General features: G+C 71.8%; 15 protein-coding genes and 2 tRNA genes. 13 read left to right on the plus strand and 4 right to left on the minus strand.

Features of this window, described 5'->3' with window-relative positions; genetic code table 11:
• Window positions 1–365 precede the first annotated feature (365 nt).
• From ACIP37_RS28325 to ACIP37_RS28340, 4 genes are all read left to right on the plus strand, one after another.
• A complete protein-coding gene (locus tag ACIP37_RS28325; RefSeq protein ID WP_400809492.1) occupies window positions 366–809 on the plus strand; it encodes a hypothetical protein in 444 nt (147 codons plus the stop codon).
• 43 nt (window positions 810–852) lie between these two features.
• Complete coding sequence (locus tag ACIP37_RS28330) at window positions 853–2,502, plus strand: WXG100 family type VII secretion target (RefSeq protein WP_400809489.1); 1,650 nt, start codon at window positions 853–855, stop codon at window positions 2,500–2,502.
• Window positions 2,503–2,614: 112 nt separating this feature from the next.
• A complete protein-coding gene (mycP, locus tag ACIP37_RS28335) occupies window positions 2,615–3,913 on the plus strand; it encodes a type VII secretion-associated serine protease mycosin (protein WP_400809486.1) in 1,299 nt (432 codons plus the stop codon).
• A 123-nt stretch (window positions 3,914–4,036) separates the two neighbouring features.
• Complete coding sequence (locus ACIP37_RS28340) at window positions 4,037–5,371, plus strand: MFS transporter (protein ID WP_400809484.1); 1,335 nt, start codon at window positions 4,037–4,039, stop codon at window positions 5,369–5,371.
• A 20-nt stretch (window positions 5,372–5,391) separates the two neighbouring features.
• Here the strand turns inward: ACIP37_RS28340 and ACIP37_RS28345 are convergent, their stop codons facing one another.
• Complete coding sequence (locus ACIP37_RS28345) at window positions 5,392–5,988, minus strand: flavodoxin family protein (RefSeq protein ID WP_363585327.1); 597 nt, start codon at window positions 5,986–5,988, stop codon at window positions 5,392–5,394.
• A 186-nt stretch (window positions 5,989–6,174) separates the two neighbouring features.
• Between ACIP37_RS28345 and ACIP37_RS28350 the strand changes: the two genes are divergently transcribed.
• From ACIP37_RS28350 to ACIP37_RS28370, 5 genes are all read left to right on the plus strand, one after another.
• The gene (locus ACIP37_RS28350; protein WP_400809481.1) at window positions 6,175–6,624 is read left to right on the plus strand and encodes a winged helix-turn-helix transcriptional regulator; all 450 of its coding nucleotides are present in this window, start codon (window positions 6,175–6,177) and stop codon (window positions 6,622–6,624) included.
• A gap of 182 nt (window positions 6,625–6,806) precedes the next feature.
• Window positions 6,807–6,882 (plus strand) — tRNA-Thr (locus tag ACIP37_RS28355).
• Window positions 6,883–7,064: 182 nt separating this feature from the next.
• The gene (locus ACIP37_RS28360; RefSeq protein WP_363585325.1) at window positions 7,065–7,733 is read left to right on the plus strand and encodes a LuxR C-terminal-related transcriptional regulator; all 669 of its coding nucleotides are present in this window, start codon (window positions 7,065–7,067) and stop codon (window positions 7,731–7,733) included.
• Between the two features lie 150 nt (window positions 7,734–7,883).
• Entirely contained in the window at window positions 7,884–8,846 is a 963-nt protein-coding gene (gene galE, locus ACIP37_RS28365) for a UDP-glucose 4-epimerase GalE (protein ID WP_350877731.1), read from the plus strand.
• Between the two features lie 298 nt (window positions 8,847–9,144).
• On the plus strand, window positions 9,145–10,092 hold the full coding sequence (locus ACIP37_RS28370) for a LuxR C-terminal-related transcriptional regulator (RefSeq protein ID WP_400809476.1): 948 nt from the start codon (window positions 9,145–9,147) through the stop codon (window positions 10,090–10,092).
• Window positions 10,093–10,107: 15 nt separating this feature from the next.
• Here the strand turns inward: ACIP37_RS28370 and ACIP37_RS28375 are convergent, their stop codons facing one another.
• A complete protein-coding gene (locus ACIP37_RS28375; protein WP_363585323.1) occupies window positions 10,108–10,605 on the minus strand; it encodes a MarR family transcriptional regulator in 498 nt (165 codons plus the stop codon).
• A 110-nt stretch (window positions 10,606–10,715) separates the two neighbouring features.
• Here ACIP37_RS28375 and ACIP37_RS28380 point away from each other — a divergent pair, with 110 nt between their 5' ends.
• Complete coding sequence (locus ACIP37_RS28380; protein WP_400809474.1) at window positions 10,716–11,507, plus strand: methyltransferase domain-containing protein; 792 nt, start codon at window positions 10,716–10,718, stop codon at window positions 11,505–11,507.
• 91 nt (window positions 11,508–11,598) lie between these two features.
• Here the strand turns inward: ACIP37_RS28380 and ACIP37_RS28385 are convergent, their stop codons facing one another.
• The gene (locus tag ACIP37_RS28385) at window positions 11,599–12,366 is read right to left on the minus strand and encodes a TetR/AcrR family transcriptional regulator (RefSeq protein ID WP_079135661.1); all 768 of its coding nucleotides are present in this window, start codon (window positions 12,364–12,366) and stop codon (window positions 11,599–11,601) included.
• Between the two features lie 26 nt (window positions 12,367–12,392).
• A complete protein-coding gene (locus tag ACIP37_RS28390) occupies window positions 12,393–13,382 on the minus strand; it encodes an acyl-CoA desaturase (protein WP_400809471.1) in 990 nt (329 codons plus the stop codon).
• Between the two features lie 249 nt (window positions 13,383–13,631).
• Between ACIP37_RS28390 and ACIP37_RS28395 the strand changes: the two genes are divergently transcribed.
• The 3 genes from ACIP37_RS28395 to ACIP37_RS28405 all read left to right on the plus strand — a co-directional run bounded on the left by ACIP37_RS28395 (window position 13,632) and on the right by ACIP37_RS28405 (window position 16,479).
• Window positions 13,632–13,702 (plus strand) — tRNA-Gln (locus tag ACIP37_RS28395).
• Window positions 13,703–13,846: 144 nt separating this feature from the next.
• Window positions 13,847–15,301, plus strand: coding sequence for a bifunctional UDP-N-acetylglucosamine diphosphorylase/glucosamine-1-phosphate N-acetyltransferase GlmU (glmU, locus tag ACIP37_RS28400; RefSeq protein WP_400809468.1), 1,455 nt, complete (start codon window positions 13,847–13,849; stop codon window positions 15,299–15,301).
• Between the two features lie 200 nt (window positions 15,302–15,501).
• Complete coding sequence (locus tag ACIP37_RS28405) at window positions 15,502–16,479, plus strand: ribose-phosphate diphosphokinase (RefSeq protein ID WP_350877737.1); 978 nt, start codon at window positions 15,502–15,504, stop codon at window positions 16,477–16,479.
• Window positions 16,480–16,607 lie beyond the last annotated feature (128 nt).

Raw genomic sequence — 16,607 nt, forward strand, 5'->3', positions numbered from 1 at the left:
CAGATGGGGGCGTACCCGGTCCAACCGGGCGAGACCAGTCTACCGGGGCCCGGCGCGGCACCCCCGAGGGCCGCACGTGTCAAGTTCGTACCGATCCCGCACAGGCGGGCCAAGGGCCCTGCCGACCCGACAGGGGCGGTGGCTACGATTACGGAGGCGGAGACCGCCCCCAGGGCGGGCGGTGCACCGACCAGCACTGTACGACCGAGAAGTTGACGGTATGTTGCGGAGCGGCGGCCCCGGGGTTACCCCGAACCGCCGCCCGTACGGGGGAGAGGTGAACTGCTGTGGCAGGAGAGGTTCCACCGAACACGGGGGCCAGTCCGGACACGTCCGGTGACGTCACGCCATTTATGCTCAGCCACATGATGGGGTTCGGCCCCCTCGTCAGCACCGTGCAGATGAACGTCAGCGCCGCCGACCTGGTGTCCGCCTTCGGCAAGAAGGACGTCAAGGTCGAGCTCGACACGCTCACCGCGTTCGCCAAGAAGATCGAAGCCCTGCTCCAGGCCATGGAGGGCTCCCCGGCGGCCCCGTACAAACTCCAGGAACAGAAGCTGACCGGCGGAAGCTTCGCCAGCGCGGAGTTCGCCGAAGCGACGGCCCTGACCGCGGCCTACGACAAGGTGCACACCCAGCTCGTCAAGCTGCACAAGGACTTCGTGTCGCAGATCGAGGCGATGAAGACCGCGGTCGCGGCGACGGCGGGCAACTACTCGGCCAACGAGGACGACACGGCGGCCGCACAGAACGCCGTCGCGAAGAACGCGGGCGGCCCCACACCGCCGCGGGCCGACTCGACGTTCTGATGGCTGCGCCAGGAGAGACCTACGGGGAAACGGGGAGTAAGTAGTGGCAGGCGGAACGAACTTCGAGAGCTACGACCACGACAATCTGAGGAAGATGGTCGACAGCACGGACCCTTCGAAGGTCCTGAGCCGAGGCACTCAGCTGCAGTCGGCCGGCCGTGTTCTGAAGGAACTGAGCGCGGCACTCAAGTCGCACATCGACCAGGTTCACTGGGAAGGCCCCGCCGCCGAGAGCTTCAAGACCTGGGCCGGGAACCTGCATCAGTCCGCCGGGCTGCTCGGCGACTACTCCAAGACCGCCGGCGAAGCCATGCACCAGGCCGGTGAGGCGCTCAGCACCGCAAAGTCCGCTGTGCCCGAACCGCCGCACACGGAGATCGCGACGGTCACCAAGCGCAACAGTCAGACGGTCTACATGCCCTCAAGCGTGCAGCTCGCGGTCGGTCAGTCCGTCGACGATTACATGAAGACGGTCAACAAGGGCTGGGTGACTGGGACCGAGGCCGCCCAGGCCCAGGCGAAGGTCCAGAAGGAGCACCAGGAAGCCGTCCTCCAGATGGAGAAGCTCGCGCAGGCGTACGACGCGGCGACGACGAAACTGGCCGGGCTTGGGCCAGTGGACCTCCCGGGGACGCCTGGCAGTAAGGACAGGAGCACAGACTCGGTGTACACGGGCGGTGGCGGCAACGGAGGCGGCTCCGGTGGCTCCCTCCGAAGCCCCCGTTCGGGCGATGGTTTCAGCAGCGGTGGGAGCTCCCGCCCGTCCGGAGGCAACTACAGCGGCGGCTCGGTGGCGATTCACAACCCCAGGTCGGACTCGCAGGTGCCGAGCGAGCCGGGACACGGTGGCCCGATTCCGCCGCGAAGCGGTGGCGAGGTGCCGCCGACGCCGGTGGACCCGGGCTCCTCGACGCCGCCCTCTGTGCCGTCGGAACCCGTCCACCGTCCCGGTACCGGCCTCGACAGCCTGCCGACCGTGCCGACCCTGCCAGGTCAGACCGGCCCGCTCGGCCCCAGCGGTGGTGGAAGTCTCTCGCCTGACGGTCCGAGTGGGATTCCCGGATATCCGGGTGGCCCCGGTGGCACCCCGGGATATCCGGGTGGCGGCCCGGTGACCGGTTTCCCGGCCGGGGCCGGCGGCGGCTCGATTCCGGCCAAGGGTGGTGGCGGATCCGTCTCCGGCAGGGGCGGTGGCTCGATCCCCGTCCGTACGGCTCCGTTCGGCGGCGGCTCGGTGCCGGGCAAGTCCGGTGGCAACCCGGGTCTGCCCAGCGGGACGGTCTTCGGCGCCCGTGAGACCCAGGCTGGTCGGGCGGGAGCGGCCGGCAGCGCGGGCGGGGTGGGCGGCATGCATCCGGGGATGGGTGGTGGTTCCGGAGCCGTTGGTTCGGGCGGCAGCTCGCGGGGCCGGGGCCTGACCTCGACCGGAGGAGGGGCGGTCGGCGGCCGCAAGGGACCGGCTGCTGGCGGGGAGTTCACGCCGGGTGGTACAGGCCTGCGTAACCGGGCTGCTGCTGCGGGAGCCGTTGAGGGCGAAGCCCGCTCCGGGCAGAACGGCATGATGGCCCCGGGAACGGCAGGTCACTCAGGGCGGAACGAGCGCGATCGCCGCAAGCGGGCCGACTACCTCCACGAGGACGAGGAGACCTGGACCAGCGGTACGCCGCACAGCAACCCGGACGTGATTGAGTAGGACGGCAACGACTGCCCGGCCACTGGGCTCTCCCAGTGGCCGGGCAGACCTGTTCGGGGCGTATTTCTCGATCGACAGGAACTGACGAGGGGTTGTGATGGGGCGGAAACGAGTGCGTCAGCGTGTGTTTGCAGCGTCGCTCCTGGCTGCGGGAATCATGGTCGGCCCGGTTGCAGTTCCTGCGATTGCCGACGATTCGATCCGTGCCGATCAGTGGCACCTGGATGCCATGCATGCGTCGGAGATGTGGAAGATCTCCAAGGGTGAAGGTGTCATTGTTGCTGTGATCGATGGCGGCTTCAGGCTGGATCATCCAGACCTGGCCGGACAATTTCTTCCGGGGAAAGACTTCAGCGGTAGCCCTGGGGGAGTCGGTTCCTACGATAACGGGCATGGCACAGAGATGGCCAGCCTCATTGCAGGGACGGGCAAGAATCGAGGGGGTAATGGGGCCTACGGCCTTGCGCCCAGTTCCAGAATTCTTCCACTGAAGATCAATAACGGGTCTGCAGGTTCGGTTACCACAGCCGATTTTCTCGACCAGATTGGGCAGGCCGTCACCTATGCGGTCGACCAGGGGGCCCGGGTAATCAACATCTCGCAGGGCACGGCAGCTGTGGCGGCATCCCCGGAGGGTGTGGCCAAGTTGAATGGAATTCTCGCGACTGCGAGGGAAAGGGGATCCCTGGTGGTCTCCAGTGTCGGAAATTCGGCACAGTCGGGGAATCTGATTGAATATCCGGGCGCTCTGCCCAATGTCGTCGGAGTTGGAGCCGTCGACCGCGATGGAACCGTGACATCGGAGTCTCAGATGGGCCCGCAGGTCGCCCTTGTGGCTCCAGGCATGGACATGATTGAAGCTTGCACCTCTTCCACGGGCTACTGTAAGAGTCACGGAACGTCCGACGCGACCGCCCTGGTTTCCGCTTCGGCCGCATTGGTGTGGTCGGTGCATCCGGACTGGACGGCCAATCAAATTCTGCGGGTTCTCATCAATACGGCGGGCAAGTCGAGTGATGGGGCCATTCGAAACAACGATGCCGGTTATGGAGCGGTCAGGCCGCGGATCGCGCTGACGAGTCCTGGCGACCCGGGGCCGGCGGATGTGTCGCCGATCTCGATTCCAGAGGCCTCGGCACCGGCCGCTCCGTCTCCCTCGGCGAGCCCGTCGGCTACTTCGACGCCCTCGTCGAGTTCGGCCGCCCCGAGTCCGAGTGATGTGGCGGTGGGGGCGCCTCCGGTGGGGCCGGCGGCGGAGAAGTCCTCCGGTTCGGGTGGTGCGTTGCCGGTCGTGGCCGGTGTGGTGGGTGGGTTGGTGCTGGTCGCCGGTGTGGTGTTCGTCGTGCTGCGGCGGCGGAAGGCCAGTGGACAGCCTGCGGTGCCGCCGGGGGAGGACCCGTACGTGCGGTGATCCGGGGGCCTGCGCTGGTGTGCGCCTGCGGTGTTGAGCCGGGGGCGCGTGGGGTGGGGGTGTGCGCGGGGGTCACTCGGGTGGGGGCTGGTGGCGGGGCGGGCTGGTGTCCAGGGTGGTGGTATGGATGCGGAGGAAGCCCGGCGGGCGGGGCAGTTGAGGCGTGCGGCGGCTGCGGCGCTGATCGGTACGGCGATCGAGTTCTACGACTTCTTTTTGTACGGGACGGCGGCGGCCTTGGTGTTCGGGTCGGTGTTCTTTCCTGAACTGGGCACGGTGGGGGCGCTGTTGGCGGCGTTCTCGGTGTACGCGGTGGCGTTCCTGGCCCGGCCGCTGGGGGCGGTGGTGTTCGGGCATTTCGGGGACCGGGTGGGGCGGAAGGCGACGCTGGTGGTGTCGCTGTTGTTGATGGGGCTGTCGACGGCGGCGGTGGGGGTGTTGCCGGGGTTCGGGTCGTGGGGGTGGTGGGCGTCGGTGGCCCTGGTGGCGTTGCGGGTGTGTCAGGGCGTGGGGTTGGGCGGGGAGTGGGGCGGGGCGGCGCTGCTGATCGCGGAGAACGCGCCGGCCGGGCGGCGGGGGCGGTACGGGGCGTTCCTGCAGTTGGGGCCGACGAGCGGGTTCGTGTTGGCGAACGGGGTGTTCCTGGCGGTCCAACTCGGCCTGGACGAGCGGGCGTTCCGGGAGTGGGGCTGGCGGGTGCCGTTCCTGGCGTCGTTGGGGCTGGTGGCGGTGGGGCTGTTCGTGCGGCTGCGGTTGGAGGAGACGCCGCTGTTCCGGCCGGACGAGCCGAGGGACCGGGCGCCGGTGGTGGAGGTGTTGCGCGGGCACTGGCGCACGGTGCTGCTGGGCTGTGGGGCGATCACCGTGGGGTACGCGCTGTTCTACCTGACCACGACGTACGCGTTGGCGTACGCGACGTCCGGGCTCGGGGTGGCGAGTTCGCTGGTGCTGGTGATGCTGCTGGTGGGCGCGCTGGGCATGGGCGTGACGGTGTGGGTGAGCGCGTCGCGCAGTGACGGGTGGGGGCGGCGGCGGACGCTGAGCTGGGCGACGGGCCTGGCGGCGGGGTGGTCGTTGGTGCTGTTCCCGCTGCTGGAGACGGTGCGCCGGCCGTTGATGTTCGTGGCACTGGCGGGTGCGCTGGTGGTGCTGGGGTGCCTGATGGGGCCGGTGGCGGCGTTCCTGCCGGAGTTGTTCCCGACCCGGGTGCGGTACACGGGTGCCGCGTTGACGTACAACCTGGGCGGCGTGGTGGGCGGGGCGACGACGCCGCTGGTGGCGACGCGGCTGACGGAGGCGTACGGGACGGCGGAGCCGGTCGGCTGGTACCTGGTGGGGTTGGGTGCGGTGGCGCTGGGGTGCCTGTGGCTGCTGCCGGAGACCGGCGGCGCGGAGTTGGGGGCGGTGGACGGCGGACGCCGCCGGGCGCCCCTCCTGGGGGCGGACCCGGCGGCGTAGGTGCCGACCGTGCGGTGCGGTCAGCCGGCGAGGGCGGCGCGGCCGGCCAGCACGACGGCGGTGTGCTGGGCGACCCGCTCGCCGAGGTACTCGGCGGTCGCGATGTCGGCCTTGTGCACGGCCTCGGGGCCGGCGTCGGACGGGCTGGAGGCGGCGGCGCCGTTGAAGAAGCCGAGGCGGTTGAGGTCGTTCTCGGTGGCGGTGGTGGCGTTCCAGCCGGGCTTGAGGCCGAGGTTGACCCAGCTCATGGCGTGCTGGGCGGCGAGGGTCTGGAAGAAGCCGAGGGTGCCGGCCTTGTCGCCGCTCTTGGAGGCGGAGTTGGTGAAGCCGGCGGCGACCTTGTCCCGCCAGGCGTCGGAGAACCAGCGCTTGCTGGTGGCCTCGGCGAAGACGTGGAAGGCGCCGGAGGCGGTGCCCATGTAGGTGGGGGAGCCGAAGACGATCGCGTCCGCGGCGTCGAGCTGGGCCCACTGCTCGTCGGTGATGGTGTCGACGGCGATCGAGACGGCCTCGGCGCCGGCGGCGGCGGCGCCGCGGGCGACGGCCTCGGCGATGACGGCGGTGTGGCCGTAGCCGGAGTGGTAGGCGAGGGCGACGGTCGGGCGGATGGCGGTCATGCGGGGGCACTCCTATACGGGTACGGGCAGGGGCAGGGGCAGGGCAACGCAGGCAAGGCAGGGGGAAGGCAAGGGGCGGCGAGGGCCTGCTGCCGCACCCCGGCCCGTCGAATGGTCTCTAATATAGACCAAGTCTCCATTGGTTACCAAGGGTGGATTGGAGACCGCGGGGCTACCCTGGACAGCATGACGACGGAGGAAGCGGCCCGGGCGGAGAGCGACACCGGGCGGCAGGGGCAGGAACGGGAGGGCGGGCAGGACCGGGAGCAGGAGCTCGACGTCTTCGCCCAGCTCTGTCCCAGCCGCGCGATGTTCGCCGAACTGGCCGACAAGTGGTCGATGTTGATCCTGATGAGCCTCGCCGCCTGCGGGCAGCAGCGGTTCTCCGAACTGCAGCGCGGCGTCGGCGGGGTCAGCCGCAAGATGCTCACCCAGTCGCTGCGCAGCCTGGAGCGCAGCGGACTGGTGCGCCGCACCGTGTTCCCGGAGACGCCGCCGCGGGTGGTCTACGACCTGCTGCCGCTCGGCCGGGAGCTGGCTGTACTGCTGGCGCCGCTCGGCCGGTGGACGGAGCAGCGGACCGGGCAGATGCTGGCCGCCCGCGAGGAGTTCGACGAGACGCACGCCGAAGGCTGACCGCGCGCACGCCGAAGGCTGGCCGCGCGCGCCGAGGGCTGGCCGGGCCCGCGCCGAGGGGCGGGTGCCCGCCCGCCGGGGGTCGGTCCGGCGTGCGCCGGGGCCGCGGACCCGATTTCCCTTCCTGGCCGCCAGCCGTGTAATGTCTTCCTTGTTCGACCGGCCCGGCGAAAGCCCGGCAAGCCCCTATAGCTCAGTCGGTAGAGCGTCTCCATGGTAAGGAGAAGGTCTGCGGTTCGATTCCGCATGGGGGCTCCATTCGAAGGCCCTCGCTTCATGGCGAGGGCCTTTTGCTGTTCCCCGATCAGACCGTCGGGCCCGGTGCGGAGGCCGAGCGCGGCGGCCTAGCGGGTCGGGTACGGAATGCGCTGTGATGGTGCGTCATCGGCCGCCCGCCCATGGGGTGCGGGCGCGAGCCGAACCCCGACCGGGAGGGCGTCATGGGCGTTCGACTCGTGGTGGTCGACGATCACCGGCTGTTGGCCGAGGCGCTGGCCACGGCGTTGCAGCTGCGCGGCCACCGGGTGCTCGCGGTCGGCTGCCCGGCCGGGGTCGCGGCCGATCTGGTGGTCGGCCGGCGGCCGGAGGTGTGTCTGCTGGGGGTGTCCGCGCCGAGTGAGCCGGCGGCTTTCGACGGGCTGCGCCGGATCCGCCGGGAGCGTCCCGAGGTGGCCGTGATCGTGCTCGGTCCGGTGGGTGAACTGCGCGGTGTGGCGGGGGCGTTCGCGGCCGGGGCGGCGGGGTACGTGCCGAGCGACGAGCGGATCGGGGTGGTCGAGCGGGCGATCGGGCGGGCCCGGGCGGGCGAGGCGGCGGTGGCCGTGGACGTGCTGCGCGGGGCCTTCGACCAGTTGCTGCGGCCGGTCGCCGAGCCGGACGACGAGGCGGTGCGGCTGCTGCGGCTGCTGACCCGCCGTGAGGTGCAGGTGCTGGCCCGGATCGCGGACGGGGAGGACACGGCGGCGATCGCCGCCGGGATGCGGATCGCCGCGAGCACCGCCCGGACGCACGTCCAGCGGGTGCTGATGAAGCTCGGTGCGCGGACCCGGCTGGAGGCGGCCGCGGTGGCGGCCCGTACCGGGCTGCTGGAGCGGATGGCCGGCGGCTGAGGGGGGCTCGGGGTCCGTGAAACCGGCTCCCGGGCGGCCCGTTCACATGGTCCTGGGCACTCCGGCGGGCAGGGAGAATAGCCTCAGTCGTACACACGTCATCGACGGCCGCCGCTGACCGGCGGACCGTCGCCCGCTGGAGGTCTCATCATGAGTAAGTACCTGGTCACGGGTGGCGCCGGCTACGTCGGCAGCGTGGTGGCCGCCCACCTGCTGGAGGCGGGGCACCAGGTGACCGTCCTGGACGATCTCTCCACCGGTTTCCGCGAGGGCGTCCCGGTCGGTGCCGAGTTCGTCGAGGGTCGGGTCCAGGAGGCCGGCCGGGTGCTGGACGGTTCCTTCGACGGCGTGCTGCACTTCGCCGCCTCCTCGCAGGTCGGCGAGTCGGTCGTGGACCCGGAGAAGTACTGGCGCAACAACGTGGCGGGTTCGCTGGAGCTGGTCGCGGCGATGCGCGCGGCGGGTGTGCGCAAGCTGGTGTTCTCGTCCACCGCCGCCGTCTACGGCGAGCCGGAGGTCGTGCCGATCGCGGAGACCGCCCGCACCTCGCCGACCAACGCCTACGGCGCCACCAAGCTCGCCGTGGACCACCTGATCACCAGCGAGGCCGTCGCGCACGGCCTGGCCGCCGTCTCGCTGCGCTACTTCAACGTGGCCGGTGCGTACGGCGCGTACGGGGAGCGCCACGACCCCGAGTCGCACCTGATCCCGCTGGTGTTCCAGGCGGCGCTGGGTCAGCGCCCGCACATCGCGGTGTACGGCGAGGACTACCCGACCCCGGACGGCACCTGCATCCGCGACTACATCCACGTCGCGGACCTGGCCGACGCGCACCTGCTGGCGCTGGACGCGGCCAAGCCGGGCGAGCACCTGATCTGCAACCTGGGCAACGGCAGCGGCTTCTCGGTGCGCGAGGTGATCGAGTCGGTCCGGCGCGTCACCGGCCGGGAGATCCCGGTGCAGGCGGCCGGCCGCCGGGCCGGCGACCCGGCCGTGCTGGTGGCCTCGGCGGCCCGCGCCCACGAGGCGCTGGGCTGGACGCCGCGCCGCCCGAACCTGGACGACATCGTCGCCGACGCCTGGAAGTTCGCCCTGGAGAAGCACGGCAAGTAGGCCGCAGGACCCCGCAGGCGCCGCTCCCGGAGGTTCGGGGGCGGCGCCTCGGCGTTGCCCGCTTCGACCGGTGATGGCGTGAAATCCAGCCACTCGCGCACCTCCTGACGAAACTTCACCAAACCGCCACGAGGGGGTTTCCCGGCCCGTACGCTGAGTGCGGTACCGGTGGGGGCCGGCGCCCTTTTCGGCCTCACCGGCCACCGGTGGGCGGGCGGAGTGACGGGCCCAGACCGCGGGTGCCGGGGCCGGTCCCCGCCCCCGGGCTCGGGCCGGTCTGAGCAGGGGGGTAGTGACGATGGGGCGGATCCGCGTCCTGGTGGTCGACGACCACCGGATCTTCGCCGAGGCCCTGGCCGCGGCGCTCGCCGCCGAGCCCGACGTGGAGGTGGGGGCGGCCGGCAGCGGGGCCGCCGCCGAGCGGGCGCTGGAGCGTGCCGCCGTCGAGGGGCGGGCCTTCGACGTGGTCCTGATCGACGCCGACCTGGGGGCCGAGGGCACTGCTTCGGCGGGTGTCCGGAGCCGGCTCGGCCCGGACGCGGCCGACGCGGCCCGGCGGCGGCCGGCCCCGGCGGTGCCGCCGCCCCGCCACCCGGTCGGCCCGCCGGTGGCGCAGTCCGGCGGCCGCCCGGTGGACCTGCTGCGCCCGGGCGGGCGCGGCACGGAACCGGCCCGCTCCGACGCGTACCGGGCCGACCAGCTCAGAACCACGCCTCCGGCACCGGACGGCATCACCCTGCTCGCCCGGGTCCGCCGCGCCCATCCGGGGCTGCGGGCGGTCGTGCTGGCCGTCGCCGACGACCCGCACCGCGCCGCCCGGGCCCTGCACGCGGGCGCCACCGGCTGGGTGGCCAAGGAGAGTTCGCTGGCCCGGCTGCTCTCCGTGGTCCGGGGGGTGCTGCGGGACGAGACGCACCTGCCGCCCGCGCTGCTGACCGGGGTGATCCGCGAGCTGACCACCGCCCGGCGGGACCGCACCGAGAGCGAGCGGCTGGTCGACACCCTCACTCCGCGGGAGAAGCAGATCCTGCGCTGCATGGTCGCGGGCCTGGGCCGGCAGGCGGTCGCGGAGCGGCTCTACCTGTCGCCGCACACCGTCCGGACGCACATGCAGAACGTGCTCGGCAAGCTCGGGGTGCACTCCACGCTGGCCGCGGTGGCGGTGGCCCGCCGGGCCGGGGTCAGCCCGGCCGAGCCGGCCCTGCCGGCGCCGCCGTCCGTCGTGACCGCGGTGGACCGGACGTGAACTCCGGGGCGCGGATCAGCCCGGGATGTTGTCGAACGGGGCGACCAGCTGCCGCAGGAGCGCGGCGAGTTCGCCCTGCTGGCCGGAGCTGAGCTGGGCGAGCAGTTCGCGTTCGTGCGTGAGCAGTCCGGCGAGCGCCTGGTCGGCGCGGTCGCGGCCGTCGTCGGTGAGCCGGACGAGCACGCCGCGCCGGTCGTCCGGGTCGGGCAGGCGCTTGACCAGGCCCTTGCCGGTGAGGCGGTCGATGCGGTTGGTCATGGTGCCGGAGGTGACCAGGGTCTGGGTGAGCAGCTGGCCGGGGGAGAGCTGGTAGGGGGAGCCGGCCCGGCGCAGGGCGGTCAGGACGTCGAACTCCCAGGGCTCCAGCCCGTGCTCGGCGAAGGCGGTGCGGCGGGCGCGGTCGAGGTGCCGGGCGAGTCTGCTGACCCGGCTGAGTACCTCCAGCGGCTCCACGTCGAGGTCGGGGCGCTCTCGGCGCCACGCTGCGACCAGCCTGTCGACCTCGTCCTCCATGACGATCAGTGTATCGGTGGATGTGTCGATGTGAAGTCTCTTGACGTCGAGAAATGTGCCAGCAAGGCTACCTGGGATATCTTGATGTCGAGATACTTGTGAGGTGGACCATGACCAGTCCCGTCTGGGACCCGGCGCAGTACCTGCGCTTCGCGGACGAACGCACCCGTCCGCTGCGCGACCTGCTCGCCCGCGTCCCCGCCCTCCCGAACCCGAGCGATCCCGTGATCCTCGACATCGGCTGCGGCCCCGGCAACTCCACCGCCGTGCTGCGCGCACGCTGGCCGCACGCCCGCCTCACCGGCGTCGACAACTCCGCCCCGATGCTCGCCACCGCCCGCACCGACGGTGAGCCCACCGCCGACTACCTGCTCGCCGACGCCCGCGACTACGACCCGGCCCCGGCCGGACCCGACCTGATCGTCTCCAACGCCACGCTGCAGTGGATCGACGGCCACCTCGACCTCGTCCCGCGCTGGGCCGGCGCCCTGCCGCCCGGCGGTACCGTCGCCTTCCAGGTCCCCGGCAACTTCGACGCCCCCAGCCACACCCTGCTCGCCGAACTCCGGCGAAGCCCCCGCTGGCGCGGCCTCCTCGGCGACGACGCCGCCAGGGCCGGCGTCCACCCGCCCGAGCGCTATCTGGACGCCCTCACCGCCGCCGGCTGCGCGCCCGACGTCTGGGAGACCACCTACCGCACCCTGCTCCCGGGCCCGGACCCGGTCCTCGCCTGGGTCAAGGGCACCGCCCTGCGCCCCGTCCTCACCCGGCTGACCGACCCCGCCCGCCGAGCCGCCTTCCTCGCCGAGTACGGGGCGCTCCTGCGCGAGGCCTACCCGGCCGGGTTGCACGGCACCGTCTTCCCGTTCCGGCGGATCTTCGCCGTCGGGACCAGGGCCTGATGCGGGGCGGGAGGGCCGCCGGCCCTTCCGCCCGTCGGTCGCTCCTTCCGCCCGCCGGTCGGCCCTACCCCGCCGCCGGTTCGCCCGCAGGTCAGTCCTTGCGCCCGCCGACCAGCCTCGGGTGCCGCTCCAGGCCCTCCAGCCCGTGCCAGGCCAGGTTCACCAGGTGCGCCGCGACCTGCGCCTTGTCCGGCTTGCGGACCTCCAGCCACCACTGCCCGGTCAGCGCCACCATGCCGACCAGCATCTGCGAGTACATCGGGGCCAGTCGCGCGTCGAAGCCCCGGGACTTGAACTCCAGGCCGAGGATGTCCTCCACCTGCGTCGCGATGTCGCTGATCAGTGACGCGAAGGTGCCGGTCGACTGGGCCACCGGGGAGTCCCGGACCAGGATCCGGAAGCCGTCCGTCGAGGTGTCGATGTAGTCCATCAGCGCGAACGCGGCCTGCTCCAGCAGCTCCCGCGAGTGCCCGCCGGTCAGCGCCCCCGTGACCATGTCCAGCAGCAGTTGCATCTCGCGGTCCACCACCACCGCGTACAGCCCCTCCTTGCCGCCGAAGTGCTCGTACACCACCGGCTTCGACACCCCGGCCCGCTCGGCGATCTCCTCCACCGAGGTGCCGTCGTAGCCGCGCTCCGCGAACACCGTCCGGCCGATCTCCAGCAGCTGCTCCCGCCGCTGCTTGCCGGTCATCCGGACCCGCCCGCCCCGGCGGCGCGGCGCCGGGGCGGGCGCACCCCCCGAGGCGCCCCCGCCCGCCGGTGCAGCGGTTCGCGGACGGGCCGGCGCCGCGTCGGGCGCCGCGTCCGTCCGCGTGCTCTGGTGGCCGCCTGTGCTGTCTGCGCTGCTCCCGTTCACCCCTACATCATGCTGGAAGCGACGACTCATGCGGCGCGGCGGGCGGCGATCCGCTGCGCGTCCGGCCAACGGACGTCCCGGACCCAGCCGGCCAGCTCGAACCAGCGGATCAGCCGGGCCGAGGAGTCGATCTGCCCGCGCAGCACCCCGTGCCGGGCGGCCGTCGGGTCCGCGTGGTGCAGGTTGTGCCAGGACTCGCCGCAGGAGAGCACCGCCAGCCACCAGACGTTGCCCGAGCGGTCCCGGGAGCGGAACGGGCGGCGGCCGACGGCGTGGCAGATCGAGTTGATCGACCAGGTGACGTGGTGCAGCAGGGCCACCCGGACCAGCGATCCCCAGAAGAAGGCGGACAGCGCGCCCGACCAGGACAGCGTCACCAGCCCGCCGACCAGCGGGGGGAGCAGCAGCGAGATCATGGTCCAGAGCCAGAACAGCCGGGAGATCCGCCGTATGGCCGGATCGCGGACGAGGTCCGGCGCGTACGTGAGCTGCGGGGTCTGCTCCTCGTCGAACATCCAGCCCATGTGCGCCCACCACAGGCCCTTGAGCAGGGCCGGGAGGCTCTCCCCGTAGCGCCACGGCGAGTGCGGGTCGCCGTCCTTGTCGCTGAACCGGTGGTGCTTGCGGTGGTCGGCCACCCAGCGCACCAGCGGGCCCTCGACCGCCAGGCTGCCGGCGACCGCGAGGGCGAGCCGCATCGGGCGGTTGGCCTTGAACGCGCTGTGGGTGAAGTAGCGGTGGTAGCCGACGGTGATGCCGTGGCAGGTGAGGAAGTACATGGCGACGGTGATCGCCGCGTCCGTCCACCCCAGTCCCCACCCCCAGGCCACCGGCACGGCGGCCAGCAGCGCGGCGAACGGCAGGAGGATGAACAGCCCTAGCGCGAGCCGTTCGGCGAGGCCCTGCTTCTCCCCGCCGCGGGTGGCGGACAGTCGGGTGGCGGTGTCGGTGGGATCGGGGGATTCGGTGGGAAGCGCGGCGTTCCCCGCGCTCGGCTCGCCGGCCTTGGTGGTCATGGGCGTCCCTTTGCGGCATCCCTGTGCGGGAGGGAGGAGCGGAGGCTACGTTGGCGTAACCTACGGCATCGTAGGTTGCGCTCCGTGGCGAAGGGAACACGCCGCCGCACGGCGCTTGAGTGAATTCACCCGACTGGATGGATGAACCGGCGGCCCGGCTTGTTCGACCGTTCCCGGCGGATCGGGGCCTGCGGATCGCGGCAGTTGATACCCATGGCAGGGTCGACTCGGGTAGGGTCTGAGCAACCATCCGCCGTGGTGTAATGGCAGCACAGGGCCCTTTGGAGGCCTTTGTCTGGGTTCGAATCCTAGCGGCGGAGCCTCTGCACGCCTCAGGTTCGGGCGTACCGCCGAACCGCCGGTATTGTCGGTGCTGCTCGGCGGACTGTGCGAATGGCGACCGGCCTCGGTCCGGTCCGGGCCCGTTCTGCCCGCTCTGTGAACCGACCGAGGAGCCTCCCCGCATGGGTGCCAATTCGCTTGCCGCCGTTGTCGTGCTCGCCGCCGGTGGCGGGACCCGGATGAAGTCGAACAAGCTGCCCAAGGTGCTGCACGAGGTCTGCGGCCGGTCGCTGGTGGGTCATGCCGTCTCGGCGGCCAGCGAACTGACGCCGGAACAGCTCGTCGTGGTGGTCGGACACCAGCGGGAGCAGGTCCAGGAGCACCTCGCGGCGCACTACCCGGCGGCCCGTCCGGTGGTGCAGGAGGACCAGAAGGGCACCGGGCACGCGGTGCGCACGGCGCTGGAGGCGCTGGCCGTCGACGGCGTGGTGCTGGACGGCACGGTGATCGTCACCGCCGGGGACTCCCCGCTGCTGACCGGGGACACGCTGCGCCGCCTGGCGAAGGCCCACGCCGGCCAGGACAACGGGGTCACCGTCCTGACCGCCGTCGTCCCCGAGCCCTTCGGCTACGGCCGGATCCTGCGGGACGAGGACGGCACCGTCGCCGCGATCGTCGAGGAGCGGGACGCCACCGCCGTCCAGCGCTCGATCGCCGAGATCAACTCGGGCGTCTTCGCCTTCGACGCCAAGCTGCTGGTCGAGGCGCTGGCCGAGCTCACCACGGACAACTCGCAGGGCGAGGAGTACCTCACCGACACCCTGGAGATCCTGCGCACCGCCGGGCACCGGGTGGGCGCCGTGGTCGCGGAGGACCACCGGGACATCCTGGGCATCAACGACCGGGTGCAGCTCGCGCAGGCCCGCCGGCTGCTGAACGACCGCCTGCTGGAGCGGGCGATGCGGGCCGGCGTCACCGTGGTGGACCCGGCGACCACCTGGATCGACGTGCAGGTGACGTACGAGCCGGACGCCCTCGTGCTGCCGAACACCCAGCTGCAGGGTGCCACCCACCTGGGCGAGGGCTGCGAGGTCGGCCCGAACTCGACCCTGACGGACACCTTGATCGGCGCCGGTGCCCGTGTGAGCAACACCACGGCGGACCGTGCCGAGGTGGGCGAGCTGGCCACCGCCGGCCCGTACGCCTACCTGCGGCCGGGGGCCAAGCTGGCCCGCAAGGCGAAGGTCGGCACCTACGTCGAGGTGAAGAACTCCGAGCTGGGCGAGGGGGCCAAGGTGCCGCACCTCTCCTACATCGGGGACGCCACGATCGGCGAGGGCGCCAACGTCGGCGCGGCCTCGGTCACCGTGAACTACGACGGCGTCAACAAGCACCGCACGGTGATCGGTGCGCACTGCCGCACCGGTTCCGACAACATGTTCATCGCCCCGGTGGCGATCGGGGACGGCGCCTACACCGCGGCCGGTTCGGTGATCACCACCGACGTGCCGCCCGGCGCGCTCGGAGTGAGCCGGGCGCACCAGCGCAACATCGAGGGCTGGGTGGAGCGCAAGCGCCCGGGGACCACCTCCGCGCAGGCCGCGAAGGCCGCGACGGACGGGGCCGCGGACGCCTGACGGGACGGGCGGGAGCCCGAGGGCGGTCCCGGGGCGGACGGTTTCTGCGTGGGCGCGTAACCTTGGGGTCATACGTGCGCCACTGGGCTTACGGCCCGTGTCCAGGCGTACCGACAATTCCCCCGACCCCGTGCGAGCCGGCTGCGCCTGCCCGCACGGGACGACGGGGTTCAGCGTCAGCAACGCGAGGAGACGGTGCAGTGAGCGGGATCACGACGTCGGGTGAGAAGAAACTCAAGCTCTTCTCCGGCCGTGCCCACCCGGAACTGGCGAGGGAGGTGGCCGAGGCGCTCGGGACCGAGCTCGTCCCGACCAAGGCCCTGGACTTCGCCAACGGCGAGATCTACGTCCGCTTCCTGGACTCGGCCCGCGGCGCGGACTGCTTCGTGATGCAGAGCCACACGGCTCCCATCAACCAGTGGATCATGGAACAGCTGATCATGATCGATGCGCTGAAGCGGGCCTCCGCCAAGAGCATCACCGCGATCCTGCCGTTCTACGGGTACGCCCGCCAGGACAAGAAGCACCTGGGCCGCGAGCCCATCTCGGCGCGCCTGGTCGCCGACCTGCTGCGCCAGGCGGGCGCCGACCGGCTGATGGCCGTGGACCTGCACACCGCGCAGATCCAGGGCTTCTTCGACGGCCCGGTGGACCACCTGTTCGCGCTGCCGATGCTGGCGGACTACGTGGGCGGGAGGGTGGACCGCTCCAAGCTGACCATCGTGTCGCCGGACGCCGGCCGGGTGAAGGTGGCCGACCAGTGGTGCGACCGGCTGGACGCGCCGCTGGCGATCATCCACAAGCGCCGCGACATGACCCAGGCCAACACCATCCTGTCGGCCGAGGTCGTCGGTGACGTCAAGGACCGGGTCTGCGTCCTGGTCGACGACATGATCGACACCGCCGGCACGATCTGCGCCGCAGCCGACGCGCTGTTCGACAACGGTGCGGCGGACGTCCTGGTGGCGGCCACCCACGGCGTGCTCTCCGGCCCGGCCGCGGACCGGCTGAAGAACTCGCGGGTGAGCGAGTTCGTGTTCACCAACACGCTGCCGACCCCGGCGCAGATCCAGCTGGACAAGATCACCACGCTGTCCATCGCCCCCTCGATCGCGGCCGCGATCCGCGAGGTGTTCGAGGAGGGTTCGGTCACGAGCCTCTTCGAGGGCGTGCACTGACGAAGCCCGACGGCGGCGGCCCCGGTCCGGATCGGACCGGGGCCGCCCGCGGTTTTAAAGGGGGGCGGTGAATCGGGGTTGAACGAGTAACAACACGGCGAGGGGATCCCGGTTGCAGCTTGCCCGGT

This window comes from Kitasatospora sp. NPDC088861 (genome assembly GCF_044750105.1).
GTDB lineage: Bacteria > Actinomycetota > Actinomycetes > Streptomycetales > Streptomycetaceae > Kitasatospora.